This window comes from Amycolatopsis sp. lyj-346 (assembly GCF_046548975.1).
Lineage (GTDB): Bacteria > Actinomycetota > Actinomycetes > Mycobacteriales > Pseudonocardiaceae > Amycolatopsis.
On the sequence record NZ_JAJPWT010000007.1, the window covers coordinates 308,972 to 327,081 of the forward strand.

Annotated in this window: 15 protein-coding genes; 9 read left to right on the forward strand and 6 right to left on the reverse strand. The window is 70.9% G+C overall.

What is annotated here, in order from left to right; translation table 11 throughout:
- Nucleotides 1–99: 99 nt before the first annotated feature.
- From ACLJQE_RS23255 to ACLJQE_RS23265, 3 genes are all read right to left on the reverse strand, one after another.
- On the reverse strand, nt 100–2,094 hold the full coding sequence (locus tag ACLJQE_RS23255) for an SDR family oxidoreductase (protein ID WP_410641417.1): 1,995 nt from the start codon (nt 2,092–2,094) through the stop codon (nt 100–102).
- A gap of 100 nt (nt 2,095–2,194) precedes the next feature.
- Nucleotides 2,195–3,007, reverse strand: a complete 813-nt coding sequence (locus ACLJQE_RS23260; protein WP_410641418.1) for a class F sortase — start codon at nt 3,005–3,007, stop codon at nt 2,195–2,197.
- Nucleotides 3,008–3,011: 4 nt separating this feature from the next.
- Complete coding sequence (locus ACLJQE_RS23265) at nt 3,012–4,472, reverse strand: collagen binding domain-containing protein (RefSeq protein WP_410641419.1); 1,461 nt, start codon at nt 4,470–4,472, stop codon at nt 3,012–3,014.
- Nucleotides 4,473–4,788: 316 nt separating this feature from the next.
- Here ACLJQE_RS23265 and ACLJQE_RS23270 point away from each other — a divergent pair, with 316 nt between their 5' ends.
- The 3 genes from ACLJQE_RS23270 (at nt 4,789) to ACLJQE_RS23280 (ending at nt 7,947) form a co-directional block, all read left to right on the forward strand.
- Nucleotides 4,789–5,622 (forward strand): Bax inhibitor-1/YccA family protein, encoded by an 834-nt coding sequence (locus ACLJQE_RS23270; RefSeq protein WP_410641420.1) that lies wholly within the window; start codon nt 4,789–4,791, stop codon nt 5,620–5,622.
- A gap of 194 nt (nt 5,623–5,816) precedes the next feature.
- Complete coding sequence (locus tag ACLJQE_RS23275; protein WP_410641529.1) at nt 5,817–6,512, forward strand: hypothetical protein; 696 nt, start codon at nt 5,817–5,819, stop codon at nt 6,510–6,512.
- A 172-nt stretch (nt 6,513–6,684) separates the two neighbouring features.
- Nucleotides 6,685–7,947: a YeeE/YedE family protein gene (locus tag ACLJQE_RS23280; RefSeq protein WP_410641421.1), complete on the forward strand. Its 1,263-nt coding sequence runs from the start codon at nt 6,685–6,687 to the stop codon at nt 7,945–7,947.
- Between the two features lie 111 nt (nt 7,948–8,058).
- Here the strand turns inward: ACLJQE_RS23280 and ACLJQE_RS23285 are convergent, their stop codons facing one another.
- On the reverse strand, nt 8,059–9,279 hold the full coding sequence (locus ACLJQE_RS23285) for an acetyl-CoA C-acetyltransferase (RefSeq protein ID WP_410641422.1): 1,221 nt from the start codon (nt 9,277–9,279) through the stop codon (nt 8,059–8,061).
- Nucleotides 9,280–9,502: 223 nt separating this feature from the next.
- Between ACLJQE_RS23285 and ACLJQE_RS23290 the strand changes: the two genes are divergently transcribed.
- The 6 genes from ACLJQE_RS23290 (at nt 9,503) to ACLJQE_RS23315 (ending at nt 17,100) form a co-directional block, all read left to right on the forward strand.
- Complete coding sequence (locus tag ACLJQE_RS23290; protein WP_410641423.1) at nt 9,503–10,828, forward strand: MFS transporter; 1,326 nt, start codon at nt 9,503–9,505, stop codon at nt 10,826–10,828.
- A 14-nt stretch (nt 10,829–10,842) separates the two neighbouring features.
- Nucleotides 10,843–11,613 carry an IclR family transcriptional regulator gene (locus tag ACLJQE_RS23295; protein ID WP_410641424.1) on the forward strand — a complete coding sequence of 257 codons (771 nt, stop codon included), beginning with the start codon at nt 10,843–10,845 and terminating at the stop codon, nt 11,611–11,613.
- A 331-nt stretch (nt 11,614–11,944) separates the two neighbouring features.
- On the forward strand, nt 11,945–13,315 hold the full coding sequence (locus tag ACLJQE_RS23300) for a cystathionine beta-synthase (protein WP_410641425.1): 1,371 nt from the start codon (nt 11,945–11,947) through the stop codon (nt 13,313–13,315).
- A gap of 126 nt (nt 13,316–13,441) precedes the next feature.
- Nucleotides 13,442–15,028, forward strand: coding sequence for a hypothetical protein (locus ACLJQE_RS23305; protein WP_410641426.1), 1,587 nt, complete (start codon nt 13,442–13,444; stop codon nt 15,026–15,028).
- 402 nt (nt 15,029–15,430) lie between these two features.
- On the forward strand, nt 15,431–15,823 hold the full coding sequence (locus tag ACLJQE_RS23310; RefSeq protein ID WP_410641427.1) for a hypothetical protein: 393 nt from the start codon (nt 15,431–15,433) through the stop codon (nt 15,821–15,823).
- A gap of 119 nt (nt 15,824–15,942) precedes the next feature.
- Nucleotides 15,943–17,100 carry a cystathionine gamma-synthase gene (locus tag ACLJQE_RS23315; protein ID WP_410641428.1) on the forward strand — a complete coding sequence of 386 codons (1,158 nt, stop codon included), beginning with the start codon at nt 15,943–15,945 and terminating at the stop codon, nt 17,098–17,100.
- Between the two features lie 98 nt (nt 17,101–17,198).
- Here the strand turns inward: ACLJQE_RS23315 and ACLJQE_RS23320 are convergent, their stop codons facing one another.
- Both ACLJQE_RS23320 and ACLJQE_RS23325 read right to left on the reverse strand, forming a co-directional pair.
- Nucleotides 17,199–17,675 (reverse strand): TIGR03618 family F420-dependent PPOX class oxidoreductase, encoded by a 477-nt coding sequence (locus tag ACLJQE_RS23320; protein ID WP_410641429.1) that lies wholly within the window; start codon nt 17,673–17,675, stop codon nt 17,199–17,201.
- Between the two features lie 81 nt (nt 17,676–17,756).
- Nucleotides 17,757–18,029 carry a hypothetical protein gene (locus ACLJQE_RS23325; RefSeq protein WP_410641430.1) on the reverse strand — a complete coding sequence of 91 codons (273 nt, stop codon included), beginning with the start codon at nt 18,027–18,029 and terminating at the stop codon, nt 17,757–17,759.
- Between the last annotated feature and the right edge of the window lie 81 nt (nt 18,030–18,110).

Genomic DNA, 18,110 nt, shown 5'->3' on the forward strand with positions numbered 1-18,110 from the left:
CACCCGCCGCCTCCGCCGTCCGGCTTAACGAATCACCAACACGTGTCGCCGTGTCGCCGGAATGGCCTCACCCGGGAAACCCTGCGTCACCAGTGAAAGTCACCAGTGGAAGCCGCGCGAAAGCCGGGCCAGCGCCATCGCCGCGCGCGAGAGGTGTTTCTCGCCACGTCCGATCTTCAGTTCGCCCGAACCGCCCGCCGCGGTCGAATCCGGGAAGATCCGGAAACCCTGGTACGCGATCGCGTCGGTGAGCCCCGGTGTGAGCGTGTACGCGAGCCCGATCGCTTGCCCGGCCGGGGTCCCGATGTGCTTCGGCCGCTCGACGAGTGCCTTCATCACCATGTCCGCGGCCTGCTCCGGCGACTTCGTCGGGAACGCGTCGTAGATCTTCGTCGGCCGGATCATCGGGGTGCGCACGAGCGGCATGTGGATGGTGGTGAACGTGATCCCGTCGCCGTGCGTCTCGGTCGCCGCGATCCGCGAGAAGTAGTCCAGCGCCGCCTTCGACGCCGCGTACGCCGAGAAGCGCGGCGCGATGCCCTGGACGCCGATCGACGACACGTTCACGATGTGCCCGAACTTCCGCTCCGACATGTGCGGCAGCACCGCGAGGATCAGCCGCACGGCGCCGAAGTAGTTGATCGCCATCGCGCGCTCGTAGTCGTGCATCCGGTCGTACGACAGCCTGATCGACCGGCGGATCGACCGGCCGGCGTTGTTCACCAGCATGTCGATCCGGCCGTGCTCGGCCAGCATCGCGTCGACGGCCTTGCGCACCGAGTCCTCGTCGGTCAGGTCCGCCGGGTACACCGACGCCGTGCCGCCGGCGGCGACGATCTCGTCGCGCACCTCTTCCAGCTCGTGCTGGCGGCGCGCGACGAGCAGCGGGACCCCGCCCGCGGCGGCGACCTTCAACGCGGTCGCGCGGCCGATGCCCGAGGACGCGCCGGTGATCACCACGCGGCGGCCGTCCAGCTCGCCGCGCGGGCCGTGCTTCCGCGCGCGGAACGGGTCGAGGTGCTCGCGCCAGTAGCGCCACAACGTCGGCGCGTACTCCTCCAGCCGCGGGACCTCGACGGTGCCGGCCAGCGCCTTGCGCGTCTCGGCCGAGGAGAACACCGACGGGAACGCCATCGTGTCCAGCAGCACCGGCGGGATGCCGAACCGCTCGAGCACGGCGTCACGCGCGATGGTGACGCCGGGGATGTGCTCGGTCAGCTTGACCAGCCCGACGATCCGCTTCGAGAGGCCTTCACCCAGCTGCACCGTGATCGTCGGCGCGCCCGCGGCCCGCGCGAAGGCGTTGTACACCGAGACGACCGGCTGCGGCTCGGGGTTGACCAGGTGGAAGGCGTGGCCGTCGAGACCCGGCTTGACCACCAGTTCCAGCAGCGCCTTGGCGACGTAGTCGACCGGCACGATGTTGGTGTCGCCGAGGTCGGGGCCGACGACCGGCAGCACGTCGGGCAGCCCGGAGAGCCGGTTGATCGCGGGGAAGAGGTAGTACGGGCCGTCGATCTTGTCCATTTCGCCGGTTTCGGAGTGCCCGACGACGACGGCCGGCCGGTACACCCGCCACGGCACCCGGTCCTGTTCGCGGACGATCTTCTCGGCTTCGAACTTGGTCCGGTGGTACGGCGTGACGAGCCGCTGCCCGGCGTCGAACATCTCCTCGGTGAACACGCCTTCGTGGTCGCCCGCGACGGCCACCGACGACACGTGGTGCAGGCAGCCCGCGCGCAGGTCCGCCGCGAGGTCGACGACGGCCTGGGTGCCGTCCACGTTGGCCTTGATGCTGGCTTCGTCGTCGGCGGTGAGGTCGTAGAGCGCGGCGAGGTGGACGATGTGGTCGACGCTCCCGCGCAGCTGTTCCCGGTCGGCTTCGGACACGCCGAGCAGCGGCTCGCCGAGGTCGCCGGTGACGAGCGTGACGCGGTCGGAGTGCGGCCACTGGTCGACCAGCGCGGCCAGCTTGGCCCGCGAGGACGCGCGCACCACGAGGGCGACGCGGTCGTCGTCGGGGCGGGAGAGCAGCAGCCGGGTGAAGTGACGCCCGATCAATCCGGTCGCCCCGGTCACCAAGAACGTCGCCATGGTCTTTCACCTCTCGCCGCACCGCCCTGACCCTGGGCATTCTGCTGCATGCCGACGTCGACGACCACCGTGTCGAAACGTGATGTTACCCACGAGTAACTTAGCTGGGGTCCGCGATGACGACGCGGTTCTCCTCGTAGCCGTCCGATCCGCCGACCCAGCGGCCGCCGCACGTCACCAGCACCAGGCGGTGCGGGCCGGACGGGCCGAACAGGGCGTCGGCGCGGGCCGGCAGGTCGTTCTTGTGCACCGTGACCAGCTGCGAGATCCGGTACCGCCACGTCTTGCCCGCACTGTCCACAATGGTCACTTCGGTGCCGATCCGGGCGCTCCACAGCTCGGCGAACGGCCCGGTCGCGCCCCGCCAGTTCACGTGGCCGGCGAACACGGTCGCCCCGCCCGCCGCCTCGAGTGACGCTCCCCACCACGTCGCCTGCCCGAGGTCCGCGGGCACCGGCAGCTCGCCGCCGGGGCCGAGGTCCTGGCGCACGAGCGTCGCCGTCCCGCCGGCAGGCAGCCGGACGGTGCCCGGCCGCTGCGGCGGCGGAGGCGGCGGGGACGGCGATGGCGTAGTCGACGACGGCGTCTGCGCGGCCGGCGCGGCCGGAGCCGCGGGAACGGTGGCCGTCGGGGACGGGGACGGCACCGAGGCCGCGGCTCCCGCCGCGCCCGCGGCGGGCAGTGCCGTGCCGGTCACGACGGCCACCGGCGGCGCGCTGAGCACGGTGGCGCCGAACTGCACCGCGAGCACCGTCGCCGCGCCGAGTGCGAAGCCGGTGAGCAGCCGTCCCCGGCCGGGCTTCGGCGCGGGCGGATCCCGGTGGCCGTCGCCCTGCTCGTCGTCGACGGCCGCCCAGCCGGTGCTCCGGTGCCATTCGTCGACGAACCAGTCCTCGCCGCTGTGGTCCGCCACGCCGTTACCGCCGGGACGCCCGCCGCGCGGCGAAGCCGGCCAGCCCGGCCGCCAGCAGCACGAGCAGGCCGAGCCCGGCCAGGCCCGGCACGGAGTAGCTCGTCTCGACGACACCGCGCGCCTGCGCGACCGGCTGGTCGCCGGCCGGGATCGCGCGGGGGACCTCGTTCGGCTTGTTCGTCACGGTCAGGGCGAGCGTGTCGCCCGGCTTCACCGTGCCGCACGCCGACGGCGGGTTCCGCGGGTCGTAGGCGTTCGTGTAGCCCGGGGGCGGGCTCGCCTCGACGACGCAGATCTCCTGCGGGGCGCGGAGGTTCTCGACCGTCACGCCGCCGGTCTTGCCGTCCGTGGTGACCACCGCGGGTTTGCCGTCGGCGCCGAGGAGCGGCTTGCCGTCCTGCCCGAGCGCGGCCGACGTCCGGTCCTTGCCGGTGATCCGCAGCACGGCGCCGCCGACGCCCTGGCCCGTGTTCGCGTCCGTCTTGGTCACCTGGACCTTGCCGGGCTTGGCGACCTCGACCACGCCCTGCGCCGTCAGCTCCTGCTCGCCGCCGGTGGAGACCACGCGCTGCGTCTTGGTGTCGACCGGCACCCGCACGTACGGCCGGTCGGCCGGGGCGGACAGCGCGGCCACCAGCTTCGGCCGGTCCCCGGCCGGGGTCAGCTTCACGCGCACGGTGCCGTCGGCGCCCGTCTTGAGCGTGACGTCCTTCGCGGCGGCCTGCGGGCTCGAGTTGCCTCGTGTCTCAGTGTCGGCCTTCCCGTCAAGGGTGGCGTCGGTCGCGGTCAGCTTCACCGGGACGTCCGGGACGCCCTTGTCCTTGGCGTTCTTCACGGTGACCGTCCACTCGGCGGCCTCGCCGGGGTGCTGGTCGCCCTTCGGCGTGGTCACCGACGCCGTCCACGGGCCGCGATCGGTCTCGGCCTCGGTGCGCAACCGCTCGACGGCCGCCTTGGCGTCCGCGGGCAGCCGGTCGAGGTGGTACTGCGCGTCGTAACCGATCTTGTCGTAGGTGAGCGACGCGGCCAGGTCGGCCGGCGTGCGCGGGGCGGCGGTCCACGAGTGCAGCAGGTGGGCGAGCGCCGCGGCTTCGTCCGGCTTCTTCGTGTCGCCGTAGCGCAGCAGCAGGTAGGAGATGTTCGCCGCCTGGTCGGCGGGCAGCTTCGTGCCCCACTTCGTGAGCAGCTCGTCGCCCGGCCGGTACTGCTCGTCGGTGTCCGGGGCCTTGAGCTGGAAGCTCACGCAGAAGACCTGCTCCCCGCCGACGACGTACGAGCCGAGCCAGTTGCGGCTCGGCCGCGGGTCCATGTCCTGGCCCGGCTTGACCTCGTAGCCGATGCCTTCCTGGCTGGCGGCCGAGGCGGGTGCGGCGCCGACCGTCACGGACAGGGTGCCGAGCAGGGCCGCGGCGACGAGACCGGTGAGCGCGCGAACACCCGCGCGCGGGCGTGTTGACCACCCCATGGTGTCAATGCTCCTTCGTTCGACGCGCGGCAGCGCCCGGCGTCTCTGCAGGTCACACGACTGATCAAGTCCCCGACGCGCATTCGGTGAAGATCCGAGCACGCGAAGTGAGCGTTGCGCCAAGGGCGGAAACTGTGTACCGCTCTTCGGGTGGCTGTCGGCGAACGGTCGTGATGTCCGTCGCCGACCGTGTCGTCCGAGGCAGGCGCGCCGCCGTCGAGTAAAGTTGTCTTTACTCGAGGGAACCCCGCGCCCGCCGCGGTCGTTGAACCCGATGCAGCGATGATCCACGAAGCAGCAGATCCAGGAGGATCAGGTGCGTTCCAGTAGCAACCCGGCGTTCCGCAACCTGCCCGGTGGCGGAACCCAGACTTATGGGCAGTACGGGCCCCCGGCGGGCTTCAACCAACCCCAGGGCGGTGTGCCCGGGTACGGCCCCGGCCGGACGACTTCCGGCGAGGGCGATCGCCCGATGACCGTCGACGACGTCGTCGTCAAGACGGGGATGTCCCTCGGCGTCGCGCTGCTCGTCGGGGTGGTCACGGCGATCTGGGCGCAGGCCCAGCTGGCCGAGACCGGCCGGCTGTCCGGCGCGCTCATCGGCGCGATGGTCGGCGGCCTGATCGTCGGGCTGATCATCTCGCTGGTGATCATCTTCCGCCAGAAGCCCAGCGGCGCGCTGACGCTGACTTACTCGGCGGCCGAAGGGCTGTTCCTCGGTGCGCTGAGCGGCGTGTTCGAGGCGATCTACCCCGGCATCGCGCTGCAGGCGATCATCGGCACCGCGGGTGTCTTCATCGGCATGCTGGTCGTCTACAAGACCGGCGCCGTCAAGGTCACGCCCAAGCTGACCAAGTGGATCGTCGGCGCCGTCGTCGGTGTCGCGATCCTGATGCTGTTCAACCTGATCAGCTCGCTGGTCTTCGGCTTCAACCCGCTGCGCGACGGCGGGCCGCTGGCCATCATCTTCAGCCTGGTCTGCATCGGTATCGCGGCCTTCAGCTTCCTGCTCGACTTCGACCAGGCCGACCGGATGATCCGCGAGGGCATGCCGTCGAAGTGGGCCTGGTACACCGCGTTCGGCCTGATGACGACGCTCGTCTGGCTGTACCTCGAGATCCTGCGGTTGCTTTCGTACTTCCGTGAGTAATCTGGCTCACAGTTCCGCAGTGAAGGCGCTCCGTAATCGACGGGGCGCCTTTTCTGTGGGCGATTAGTGCTTTTGTGGACCCCGCTGCGGCCGCCCCTCACCCTGCGTGTTTGATGAGCCGGTCAGTTCTCAATTTCACATGTGTGAGGTTCACAGTGAGCGTTCCCCCTCCGGCCCCCGGGGGCCAGCAGCCGGTGGGTCAGCCCGATCCTTATGGACCGCCTCCCGGCGGCCAGCCGCAGCAGCCGTACGGCCAGCCCGGCCAGTACGGTCAGGCGCCGCAGGGCCAGCCCGGCCAGTACGGTCCGCCGCCCGGCCAGTTCCCGCCCGGCCAGCAGGGGTTCCCGCCTCCGCTGCCGACCCCGCCGAAGCGCTCGAAGGCGCCCCGGCTGATCCTGGGCGGCATCGGCGCCATCGTGGTGGTCGCGATCGTCATCATCGGCATCGTCTCCTTCGCGAAGTCGCCGGCCACCTCGAACGCCGGTGACTGCCTCACGATCACCGAGTTCACCCAGGGCGGCGACGACCCGGCGAAGGCCGACTGCAACGACCCGAAGGCGAACGTCAAGATCGCCAAGAAGCTGGAGACCTCCACCGAGGACTGCCCCGGCGGCTCGAACGCGGGCTACGACACCTACTCGGTCAGCGGTCGCAGCTCGTACAAGCTGTGCCTGATGATCAACGCGAAGCAGGGCGACTGCCTGGCGAACTTCACGTCCCAGACCAAGGGCTACCTGAAGGTCCCGTGCACCGACCCGACCAAGGACGGCGAGCTCGTCAAGGTCGCGACGGGCCAGGCGGACAAGAACGTCTGCGAGGGCACCGACGCCACGCGCGTCGCGGTCTACCCGGAGCCGGCGACGACGATGTGCGTCAAGACGAACGAATAGCTGTGGCTTCACGAAGGCCCCCTCGCGCCGAGGGGGCCTTCTCCGCGTTCAGGTGAATTGGAATTGCTCCGTTCGTCCCACCCGTGTTCATCCCACACAGTGCGACGGGCTGCGACGGGCCGGTCACCCGACCTAACTTTGATCGTCCTGCCCGCCCGAGCCTGGAGTACCGGTGGCGACGATCGAATCCGGTGACAAGAAGTTCCTCGAATTCCCCACTTCCTGCGCCGCGCCCGTGCCGCGGCCGGAGGACCCCGTCCGCGTGGTCCCGCTGGCCGTCGCCGGCGTGCTCGCGGCCGGCCTGACCTGGTACGTCTGGGCGAGTCAAGGCGCGAAGTTCGGCGTCCTGCTGCTGCTCGGCCTCGGCCTCGGGCTCGCGCTGTTCCACTCGCGGTTCGGCTTCACCTCGGCGTGGCGGCAACTGATCGCGGTTGGCAACGGACAGGGCCTGCGCGCCCACACCGTCCTGCTCGGCACGGCCGCGACGCTCATCGCGCTCATCGCGGGCACCGGCAGCGGCCTCTTCGGCAGCCAGCCGGCCCCGGCCGCGGGCGCCCTCGGCCTCGCCCTCTTCGTCGGGGCGACGCTCTTCGCGGTCGGCATGCAGCTCGGCGGCGCGTGCGCGTCCGGGACGCTGTTCGCGGTCGGCTCCGGCCAGTCGACGATCGTGCTGACCCTGGGCGGGTTCATCGCCGGCTCGGTGCTCTACACCTGGGCGTACCCGGTGTTGTCCGGCTGGCCGGAGCTGACCGGCGTGCTGCTGGCCGACCACGTCGGCTGGTTCGGCTCGTGGGCGATCACGATCGCCGTCCTCGCCGGGATCGTGCTCGCGACCCGCGCGGTGCAGCGCCGCCGCACGCCGCCACCGGCGGACGTCGTCCCGACCGCCCGCGGCATCGCCCGCATCTTCCGCGGCTCCTGGCCGATGCTCGCCGGCGCCGTCGTGCTCGGCGTCCTGGCCGCCGCGGTGTTCCTCGTCTCCGGCGGGATCTGGGGCATCACCAGCGCGTTCGCGCTGTGGGGCGCGAAGGTCCTGCAGGTGTTCGGCCTGCACCCGGAGACGTGGGAGTTCTGGCGCCAGAAGGCCAACGCGGCTTCGCTGGCCGCCCCGATCTGGCGGGACAAGACCAGCCTCACCGACATCGGCATCATGCTCGGCGCCGCGGTGGCCGCCGCGGCCGCGGGCGCGTGGAAGATCCACAGCTCGATCCCGTGGCGCACGGCCGTCGCCGCGCTCCTCGGCGGCGTCCTGATGGGCATCGGCGCCCGCATGGCAGGCGGCTGCAACATCGGCGCGTACCTGGGTGGCATTTCGGTCGGCAGCCTGCACGGCTGGCTGTGGGGCATCTTCGCCCTCGGCGGCACGTGGATCGGCCTGAAGCTGCGGCCGCTGTTCGGCCTGCCGAACCCCGAACCGGCCGACAGCGTCTGCTGACCCCGGCCCCAAGCGCCCCAATGTGGCCTTCGGTGCGTTGAACGCACCCAAGGTGGCCTTCGGTGCGTTCAACGCAACCAAGGCCACCTTGGGGCGCTTGGAGCGGAAGGGTCAGGAAAGGCGCTCGATGATCAGTGCCATGCCCTGGCCGCCGCCGACGCACATCGTCTCGAGGCCGAACTGCTTGTCGTGGTGCTGCAGGGAGTTGATCAGCGTCGAGGTGATCCGGGCGCCGGTCATGCCGAACGGGTGGCCGACCGCGATCGCGCCGCCGTTGACGTTCAGGCGGTCCAGGTCGATGCCCAGGTCGCGGTACGACGGGATGACCTGCGCCGCGAACGCCTCGTTGATCTCGACCAGGTCGATGTCGCCGATCGACAGCCCCGCGCGCGAAAGCGCCTGCTTGGACGCCTCGACCGGGCCGTAGCCCATGATCTCGGGCGAAAGCCCGGTGACGCCGGTGGACACGATCCGCGCCAGCGGCGTCAGGCCCAGCTCACGCGCCTTCGTGTCGGACATGATCACCAGCGCCGCCGCGCCGTCGTTGAGCGCGCAGCAGTTGCCCGCCGTGACGCGGCCGTCCGGGCGGAACACCGGCTTCAAGCCGGAGACGCCTTCGACGGTGACGCCGGCGCGCGGGCCGTCGTCCTTCGAGACGACGGTGCCGTCCGGCAGCGTCACCGGGGTGATGTCCTTGGCCCAGAAGCCGTCCGCGATGGCCTTCTCGGCCAGGTTCTGCGAGCGGACGCCGAATTCGTCCATCTCTTCGCGGGTGACGCCCTTCAGCCGGGCCAGGTTCTCCGCGGTCTGGCCCATCGCGATGTAGACGTCGGGGACGTTCCCCTCGGTGCGCGGGTCGGTCCAGCTGTCCGCACCGGACTCGGCGGTCGCCTTGGTGCGGGCCTCGGCGTCGGCGAACAGCGGGTTGTGCGTGTCGGGCCAGGAGTCGGAGCTGCCCTTGCCGAACCGTGACACGGTCTCGACGCCGGCCGAGATGAAGACGTCGCCCTCGCCGGCCTTGATCGCGTGGAACGCCATCCGGGTGGTCTGCAGGCTGGAGGAGCAGTACCGCGTGACCGTGCAGCCGGGCAGGTGGTCGTAGCCCAGTTCGACGGCGACCGCGCGGCCCATGTTGAACCCGGACTCGCCGCCCGGCAGGCCGCAGCCCAGCATCAGGTCGTCGATGTCGGCGGGGTCGAGCTGCGGCACCTTGGCCAGCGCCGCCCGGACCATCTGCACGGTCAGGTCGTCGGGCCGCATGCTGACCAGCGAGCCCTTGTTGGCGCGCCCGATCGGGGAGCGCGCGGTGGAGACGATGACGGCTTCAGGCATGACGGGACACATCCTCGTATCGCGAACTAAGCGGTTGCTCACATACTGCCGTCTGCCGCACGTGGGGGAAAGCCGAAGTGGCTGTGAGGTTCTCCGGGTGCGGGCGGGTGGCAAATAACGAACCAACCGTTGACAGCGTTCGTGGCCGGTTCCTACTGTGTCTCCATCCTGAGTTGTCGTCTACATATGAAGACAACGGTCCCTTCGCCGGACGGAGACAACGATGTCAACCGTGGCTTCCGAAACTCCCGCCTACCGCAGCGCGGTCGGCAAGTTCTTCCGGCGGATGCTGCCGCTGGTCGTGTTCATGCTGGTGATCAACCAGATGGACCGCACGAACATCGGGTTCGTGCAGTCGCACCTCAAGACCGACCTCGGGATCGGGGCGGCCGCCTACGGCCTCGGCGCGGGCCTGTTCTTCGTCGGCTACGCCATCTTCGAGGTGCCCAGCAACATGCTGCTGGAGCGCGTCGGGGCCCGGGTTTGGCTCACCCGGATCATGATCAGCTGGGGCGTGGTGGTCGCCGCGACCGCCTTCACGACGAACACCACGACGTTCTACCTCTTCCGGTTCCTGCTCGGCGTGGCCGAAGCCGGCTTCTTCCCCGGTGTCCTCTACTACTTCACGAAGTGGCTCCCGAACTCCGAGCGTGGCCGGGCGACGGCGATCTTCCTCGGCGGGTCGGCGTCGGCCTACATCGTCACCGGCCCGATCAGCGGCGCGCTGCTGGAGATGCACGGCCTGGCCGGGATCGCGGGCTGGAAGTGGATGTTCCTGCTGGAGGGCGGCTTCTCGGTGCTCGTCGGGATCCTCGCCGGGTTCTTCCTGGTGTCGCGGATCGGCGACGCGAAGTGGTTGTCCGAGGAGGAAAAGGCGGCGCTGAGCGCGGCCGTCGAACGGGACGAACTCGCCCGCAAGGAAGCCGCCAAGCAGCAGGTCTCGCGCTGGAAGCTGCTGGCCAACCCGCAGGTCCTGCTCCTGTGCTGGCTGTTCTTCGCGATGTCGATGACCGGCTACGCCATCACCTTCTGGCTGCCCAGCACGGTCAAGAAGATCGGCGGGCTCTCCGAGTTCGAGGTCGGCCTGCTGTCGGCGATCCCGTGGGTCTGCGCGATCGCCGCGATGTACACGCTCGCCTGGCACACCGACCGGACGCAGGTGCGGCGGCCGTGGGTGGCGGCCGGCCTGGTCGTCGGCGCGCTCGGCACGTTCCTGGCCACGCTCGGCACGCCGTGGTTCGGCCTGGTCGCGATGTGCATCGGGGCGACCGGGTTCAAGTGCGCGGCCTCCGCGTTCTGGCCGATGGCCCAGCACACGCTGGACCTCAAGATCGCCGCGGCCGGGATCGCGCTGGTCAACTCGCTGGGCAACCTCGGCGGGTTCGTCGGCCCTACGGTGCTGGGCTACTTCCAGGACGCCACCGGCAGCACGACCGGCGGGCTCTACGGCCTTTCCGCCGCCTCGCTCCTCGGCGCGGTCACCGTCCTGCTGGTCCGCGCCCGGCACGCGACAGCCGGGTCGCCGATCACCGATCCCGCGGTCCGGTGAGCCACAATGGCGGCATGGGCGTGCGGGATGTGAAGTCGGCGGCGCGCACGGTCGACGTGCTGGAGGTGCTCGGCGCCCTCGAGGGGCAGGCGATCAGCCTGCGCGAGCTCGCCGAGCGGACGGACGTGCCGCGCAGCAGTCTCTACGCCCTGCTGCAGACGCTGGTCAACCGCGGCTGGGTGCGCACGGACGCGACCGGCTCCCGCTACGCGATCGGAGTGCGCGCGCTGCTCGTCGGGACCGCCTACATCGACGGTGATCCCCGGCTGGGCCTCGCCAAGCCCCACCTGGACGCGCTGGCGGCCGAACTCGGCGAGACGGTCCACTTCGCCCGGCTCGACGGCGCGGACGTGGTGTACCTGGCCACCTGCGAGTCCCAGCACTACCTGCGCCCGTTCAGCCGGGTCGGCCGTCGGCTGCCGGCGTACGCGACCTCGCTCGGCAAAGCGATCCTGGCCGAGCGGCCGGACGCCGAAGTGGAAAAGCTGGTCCCCGCCGACGTTCCGCGGCTGACCGAGCACACCCTCGACCGGCCGGGCCTGCTCGCCGACCTCGCGCTCGTGCGGGCGCGCGGCTACGCCGTCGACGACGAAGAAGGCACGCTCGGCGTGCGGTGTTTCGGCGTGGCGCTGCGCTACGGCTCGCCGGTGACCGACGCGATCAGCTGCTCGGTCCCCGTCGCGCGGCTGACGCCGGAGGCCGAACGCCGGATCGTCGGCGCGCTGGCGGGGGCCCGCGAGGCCGTCGAGCGCGCCGCGTTCGGCAGCACCCCGGCGGTTTTCTGATCCGTTCGATCGTCGGCTACGAAGCGAAGTTTCTCGAACCGGCCTCCTTCCGCGACACCGAATTCCGCACCAAGCCCACTTCGCGGATCGCGCCGATTTTCGCGGAACCGCCTTCGGTGGCGAACGCGAAGTTCAACGGCGCCGTTTTCGCAGGCCCGGCCGATTTCGGCACGAAGTCCTCCGCCGGGCGGAATTGACACGAAAGGACGAGCCGGGGGCCACCGGTGGCTCGGTAGGATCGCCCCACTCGCCGCCCAGCACCCCCGGCGCGCACCCGGGCTGGGCGCGCTGAGTGGACAACGCCATGGGGCGGCCGTTTAGGCTGGCGGTCGTGGAGTACGCAGAGCACATCGCAGACCTCGTGGGCAACACCCCGCTGGTCAAGCTGAACTCGTTGACCAAGGGGCTCAAGCCGCTCGTGCTGGCCAAGGTCGAGTACCTGAACCCGGGTGGCTCGGTCAAGGACCGGATCGCGCTGCGCATGGTCGAAGCCGCCGAAGCATCCGGCGAGCTGCGCCCGGGCGGCACGATCGTGGAGCCGACGTCCGGCAACACCGGCGTCGGGCTGGCCATGGTCGCCCAGCGCAAGGGCTACCAGTGCGTGTTCGTCTGCCCTGACAAGGTCAGCGAAGACAAGCGCAACGTGCTCAAGGCGTACGGCGCCCGCGTCGTGGTCTGCCCGACGGCGGTCGCGCCCGAGCACCCGGACTCCTACTACAACGTCTCCGACCGCCTGGTCCGCGAGATCGACGGCGCCTGGAAGCCCAACCAGTACGCCAACCCGCAGAACCCGGAGAGCCACTACCTCTCCACCGGCCCGGAGCTGTGGAAGCAGACCGACGGGAAGATCACCCACTTCGTCGCGGGTGTCGGCACCGGCGGCACGATCTCCGGCACCGGCAGGTACCTCAAGGAGGTCAGCGACGGCCACGTGCAGGTGGTCGGCGCCGACCCGGAGGGCTCGGTCTACTCCGGCGGCAGCGGGCGCCCGTACCTGGTGGAGGGCGTCGGCGAGGACTTCTGGCCGGACACCTACGACCGGAACATCGCCGACGAGATCATCCCGGTCTCCGACGCCGACTCCTTCCAGGTCACCCGGCGCCTCGCGCTGGAGGAGGGCCTGCTGGTCGGCGGCTCCTGCGGGATGGCCGTCGCCGCCGCGCTGAAGCTCGCCGAGCGGCTCACCGAGGACGACGTCGTGGTCGTGCTGCTGCCCGACGGCGGCCGCGGCTACCTGACGAAGGTGTTCAACGACACCTGGATGTCCTCCTACGGCTTCCTGCCGCCGGACTCCTCGGGCGCGACGGTCGCCGACGTGCTCACGAAGAAGAGCGGCTCGCTGCCCGACCTGGTGCACTCGCACCCGAACGAGACCGTCGCCGAGGCCATCGCGATCCTGTCCGAATTCGGCGTCAGCCAGATGCCCGTGGTCAGCGCGGAGCCGCCGGTGATGGCCGCCGAGGTCGTCGGCGCGGTCAACGAGCGTGACCTGCTCGACGCGCTGTTCACCGGCAAGGCGCAGCTGGCCGACCGGCTCGAGCAGCACATGTCCCCGCCGCTGCCGACGATCGGCGGCGGCGAGCAGGTGGGTGCGGCGATGACCGCGCTCGAAGGTGCCGACGGCGCGCTCGTGCTGGTCGACGGCAAGCCGGCCGGGGTCGTTACCCGGCACGACCTCCTCGGCTTCCTGGCCGGTCGCTGACCGGAGGCCGAAGAGTATTGATCGGCGGACCCGGCAGGGGCGTTACGAGCGCCCTGCCGGGCGATCCGATAGCGTGGGCGTGAATAGAACACTTTCGCGTCCTCGTCAAGGGGGTTCAAGACCCACATGAGTGCACCGCAGCCACCGAACCAGCCGTGGGGTGGCGGCCAGCCACCTCAGGGCCCGCCGAGTGGCCCCCAGCCGCAGCAGGACCCGTTCGGCAGCCCGGAACCGACCCAGGTCGTCCAGCCCGCCCAGCACCAGGGCGGTTCCCCGTTCGGGGAGACGCCGGAGCCGACCCAGGTCGTCCAGCCGGTCCAGCCGGGTGACGGCGGGGCGGGCGCGACCCAGGCGATGTCGCCGGTCGACGCGAACGCGACCCAGATGGTGAACCCGGTCGGCGGCGGCGACGCCCCGGTCGCGGACTCGACGCAGCTGGTGCCCCCGGGCTCCCAGCCGCCGGCGATCCCGTACACCCCGCCGCCGAGCGCGGCCGACAACCCGGCCGCGGCCTTCGGTCAGCAGCCCGGCGGTTACGGCCAGCAGCCGGGTGGGTTCGGGCAGCAGCAAGGTGGGTACGGGCAGCAGCCGGGCTTCGGCCAGCCGGGGCAGCCCGGCCAGCACGGTCAGCCTGGTCAGCCGCCGCAGGGCTTCGGTGCTCCCGGTTTCGGTCAGCAGCCCGGCTTCGGTGGTCAGCCGCCGCAGTTCGGCGGGCCGTCCGCGGGCGGCAACGGCCTGTTCGGCTACATCGCCGGCGGCCTGGTCGCCCTGTTCGCGCTGGTCGCGCTGGTCATCTCGTTCGCCTACATGGGCGACGCGAGCGACTATTCGGCGATTTTCGACCGCGCGCCCGACCAGGCGGCGATCGAAAAGGTGCTGGACGCGGCCGGGCTCATCGGGCCGGGCCTGGTCTGGTTCTACGTGATCATGATCCTGCTGGGCTCGCTGATCTCGCTGGCCGGCGGTGTCGGGCTGGCGCTGGTGGGCAAGCTGGGCGGGCTCCGGAAGTTCGTCCCGATCGCGATCGTCGCGGGTGGCGCGGTGCTCACGCTCTTCGCCCTGCTGCTCAAGATCGGGATGACGCCGAACGCCGAGACGCTCGCGCAGGCGTCGGCGTCCGAGCGGGACACGTTCGGCCTCGGGCTGCCGCCGCTGATCTTCGGCGTCCTCATCCTCATCGTCGGCGTTCTCGGGCTCATCCCGGCAACGCGGCAGTTCGTCGGCCTCGGCGACGGCGGTGCCGCGCCGGGCGGGCCGCAGGGCTTCGGCGGGCCGCCGCCGGGCTTCGGTGGCCCCCAGCAGCAGGGCGGGTTCGGCCAGCCCGGCCAGCCGGGTGGGTTCGGTCAGCCGGGCCAACACGGTCAGCCGGGCGGGTTCGGTGGGCAGCAGCCGGGTGGCTACGGCCAGCCGGGTCAGCCGCCGCAGGGTTACGGCCAGCCGGGTGGTTACGGCCAGCCGGGCGGGCCCAACCCGGCCAGCGGCGGGTTCCCGCAGCCGTCGAGCGGCGGTTTCCCGCAGCCGGGCCAGCCGGGCGGGTACGGCCAGCCCGGTGGGTACGGCCAGCAGGGGCAGCCTGGTCAGCACGGACACCCTGGTCAGCCGGGTCAGCCTGGTCAGCCGCCGCAGGGCTGGGGCCAGCAGCCGGGGCAGCAGGGCCCGCCGAGCGGCGGGTTCGGCCAGCCGGGTCAGCCCCCGCAGCAGCAGCAATGGTGAGCTAGCGCACCTCTTCGTGCCCCGGAGCCGATTCGGCTCCGGGGCACGCTGCATTTACCGGCACAATTGTCCGAAGAGGACAATTGTGCCGGGCAGTGCCACTGCCAGTGATCGCGTGACACATTTCTGCCACTACCGCACAGAAATGATCTTGGGTTCCGCCGTCCGGCCGAATTCCGTTCTCATTCCGGACTGATTCCCCCGTTTCCGACTAGGGTGAGCGCCGTCGTCTCGCGTTCGGCTGATGGGGGAGTTGTGACCGGTCCGCACGGATACCCGGTGTCGCATTCGCATTCGTATTCATCGACTCGGCCATCCGGAGTAACGGCGGTTCTTGCCGGCGTCCTCGGTTTTCCGGCCGCGGTGGCCGCGGGATTCGTGCCGGTGAAGACCTTCCTCGACATGCCTGCCGAATTCAGCCTCGGCGCGCTGCCGGGCTGGGTGCTGGTGGACCTCGCCGCCTACCTCGTGGCGGGACTGGTGCTGCTCCTCGGTTCCCTGTCGACGCTGTTCCGCGCGACGGCGGGCGCGGTCCTCCTCGGCCTCGGCGCGTTGCTGGCCATCGGCGCGCTGCTGATGGAGCCGATGTCGGTGGGCGTCCCCCCGGCCCGCTTCGCCGACGCGATGTTCACCCACGGCGGGTTTGCCATGGTCGACCGGGTCGGTCTCGCCGTGCTGGCGGTGCTCGTGCTGGTGCTGGCGTTCCTGCCGCCGACGTTCCGCTACCTGCGCTACCGCGCATCGGTGGTCCCGGTGCTGTCCGGCCAGGGCGCCTATTCGTCCCGGAGCTGGTGAGTGGAGGTCGCGGAGCCTCCGGTGCACTTTCATGGGGAAAGTGGCGGCGCGGAGAACTCACCGGGATGAGATCCATCCCACCTGGCGGGAATGTCAGCGGTGGCCCGTACGCTGAACCAATGGTGGACGACTACTCCGTACTGGGCTTCGAGACACGCGCGATCCACGCCGGTCAGAAGCCCGACCCCCGCACCGGCGCGGTGATCGTGCCGATCTACCAGACCTCGACCTACGCGCAGGACGGCGTGGGCGGGACCCGCGAGGGCGACTACGAGTACTCGCGCACCGCGAACCCGACCCGTTCGGCGCTGGAGGAGGCGCTGGCCTCGCTGGAAGACGGCCGGCACGCGCTGGCCTTCGCGTCCGGCATGGCCGCCTCCGACGTGGTGCTGCGCAGTACCCTCCGCCCCGGTGACCACCTCGTGCTCGGCAACGACGCCTACGGCGGCACGTTCCGCCTGATCGACAAGGTGCTCAGCCTGTGGGGCGTCGAGCACACCGTCGCCGACCTGGGGAACCTCGACGAGGTGCGCGCGGCCATCCGGCCCGAGACCAAGCTGATCTGGTGCGAGTCGCCGACCAACCCGATGCTCGGCATCGCCGACATCGCCGCGCTGGCCGGGGTCGCGCACGATGCCGGCGCCCGCCTGGTGGTCGACAACACCTTCGCGACGCCGTACCTGCAGAACCCGCTGTCGCTGGGCGCGGACATCGTCCTGCACTCGACGACGAAGTACCTCGGCGGGCACTCCGACGTCGTCGGCGGCGCGATCATCACGAACGAGGACGAGCTGCGCGAGCAGTTCTTCTACCTGCGCAACGCCGCGGGCGCGGTGCCGGGCCCGTTCGACGCGTGGCTGACCCTGCGCGGCATCAAGACCCTCGCCCTGCGCATGGAGCGGCACAGCGACAACGCCGAGAAGATCGTCCAGGCGCTGGTCAGGCACCCGAAGGTGGCGAAGGTCTACTACCCGGGCCTGCCGGAGCACCCTGGCCACGAGACGGCGGCGAAGCAGATGCGCCGCTTCGGCGGCATGGTGTCCTTCAGTCACGTGGACGGCGAACAGGCCGCGCTCGAGGTGGCTTCGCGCACGAAGCTGTTCATCCTCGCCGAGTCGCTCGGCGGCATCGAGTCGCTGATCGAGCACCCGGGCAAGATGACCCACGCGAGCACCGCGGGCTCGACCCTCCAGGTCCCGGCCGACCTGCTCCGCCTGTCGGTCGGCATCGAGGACGGCCGCGACCTGGTCGCCGACCTGCTGACCGCCCTCGGCTGAGTCTCCAGCGCCCCAATGTGGCCTTCGGTGCGTTGAACGCACCCAATGTGGCCTTCGGTGCGTTGAGCGCACCCAAGGCCACATTGGGGCGCTCGGGGTCAGCCCACGTCGAGGCCGCCGCCGTAGAGGCGGTCCACCCGCAGCCGGATGACCACGCGGCGGTCCTCGACCATGTTCCGCAGGAACGCGGCCTCGTCCTCGGGGTCGCCGAACGGCGCCTGCATCGCGAGCAGCTCCCGGCCGGTCTCGTCCCCCGGCACCGCGCTCACCGGCGACACCTCGGCCACGCCCTCCGCGACGGCGAAGGCCAGGTGGTCGTCGCTGCTGACGTAGAGCGACGCGTGCGGGTCACGGGTGAGCTGGCGGACCTTCGCGCGGCCCGCCGTGGACCCGATCCGCACCACGCGCTCGTCCGGATCCCAGGCGTAGGCGACCGTGGACAGGTGCGGGAAGCCGCCGCGGTTGACCGTGGCCAGCGCGCCCAGGCTGTGGGCCCCCAGCAGCCGGCTCGAAGCTTCTTCGGTGGGCTTGGCGGGTCCGGGACCGCGGCCCGGCTCGTAAACAGTGGTGGTCACCCGATGATCATCGGGGACGGGTGCACCTCGCGGAAGAAGGCACTTTCGTGTTCCCCGGGCACATCGGGGTAACCCGGCAGGTCAGGGGTTGTAGTTGCCGTGCGCGACGCCGCCGGTGGCCGGCGTGCCGGTGGACGGCAGCTTGGCGCCGTCGACGCAGCCGCCGACCAGCTCGACGTGGCTGTCGTGGCGGATGTACTGGGCCGGGGAGCCGCACGAGGCGTGGTCCACCGTGATGTACGCGGCGCCGGTGAGCGCGGCGGCCGAAGCCAGCCCGATCACGAGCGGCAGCAGGCCGGCGGAGCGGGTGGCGCGTGCCCGTCGGGCCGTGTCCGCGTCGTTCCCCGCTGCCATGCTTGCTCCTTGTTTACCGCGTGTTGACGGGTCCCAGGGTACCCGGCTCACGGTCCGGTCAACCTGTGGAGTTCCTGAGTG

What these genes read in the sequence shown, in the direction of transcription:
- ACLJQE_RS23255 (WP_410641417.1), bottom strand. Translation starts at nt 2,094, where the DNA reads ATGGCGACGTTCTTGGTGACCGGGGCGACCGGATTGATCGGGCGTCAC.
- ACLJQE_RS23265 (WP_410641419.1), bottom strand. Translation starts at nt 4,472, where the DNA reads ATGGGGTGGTCAACACGCCCGCGCGCGGGTGTTCGCGCGCTCACCGGT.
- ACLJQE_RS23285 (WP_410641422.1), bottom strand. Translation starts at nt 9,279, where the DNA reads ATGCCTGAAGCCGTCATCGTCTCCACCGCGCGCTCCCCGATCGGGCGC.
- ACLJQE_RS23290 (WP_410641423.1), top strand. Translation starts at nt 9,503, where the DNA reads ATGTCAACCGTGGCTTCCGAAACTCCCGCCTACCGCAGCGCGGTCGGC.
- ACLJQE_RS23295 (WP_410641424.1), top strand. Translation starts at nt 10,843, where the DNA reads ATGGGCGTGCGGGATGTGAAGTCGGCGGCGCGCACGGTCGACGTGCTG.
- ACLJQE_RS23305 (WP_410641426.1), top strand. Translation starts at nt 13,442, where the DNA reads ATGAGTGCACCGCAGCCACCGAACCAGCCGTGGGGTGGCGGCCAGCCA.
- ACLJQE_RS23310 (WP_410641427.1), top strand. Translation starts at nt 15,431, where the DNA reads ATGCCTGCCGAATTCAGCCTCGGCGCGCTGCCGGGCTGGGTGCTGGTG.
- ACLJQE_RS23315 (WP_410641428.1), top strand. Translation starts at nt 15,943, where the DNA reads ATGGTGGACGACTACTCCGTACTGGGCTTCGAGACACGCGCGATCCAC.
- ACLJQE_RS23325 (WP_410641430.1), bottom strand. Translation starts at nt 18,029, where the DNA reads ATGGCAGCGGGGAACGACGCGGACACGGCCCGACGGGCACGCGCCACC.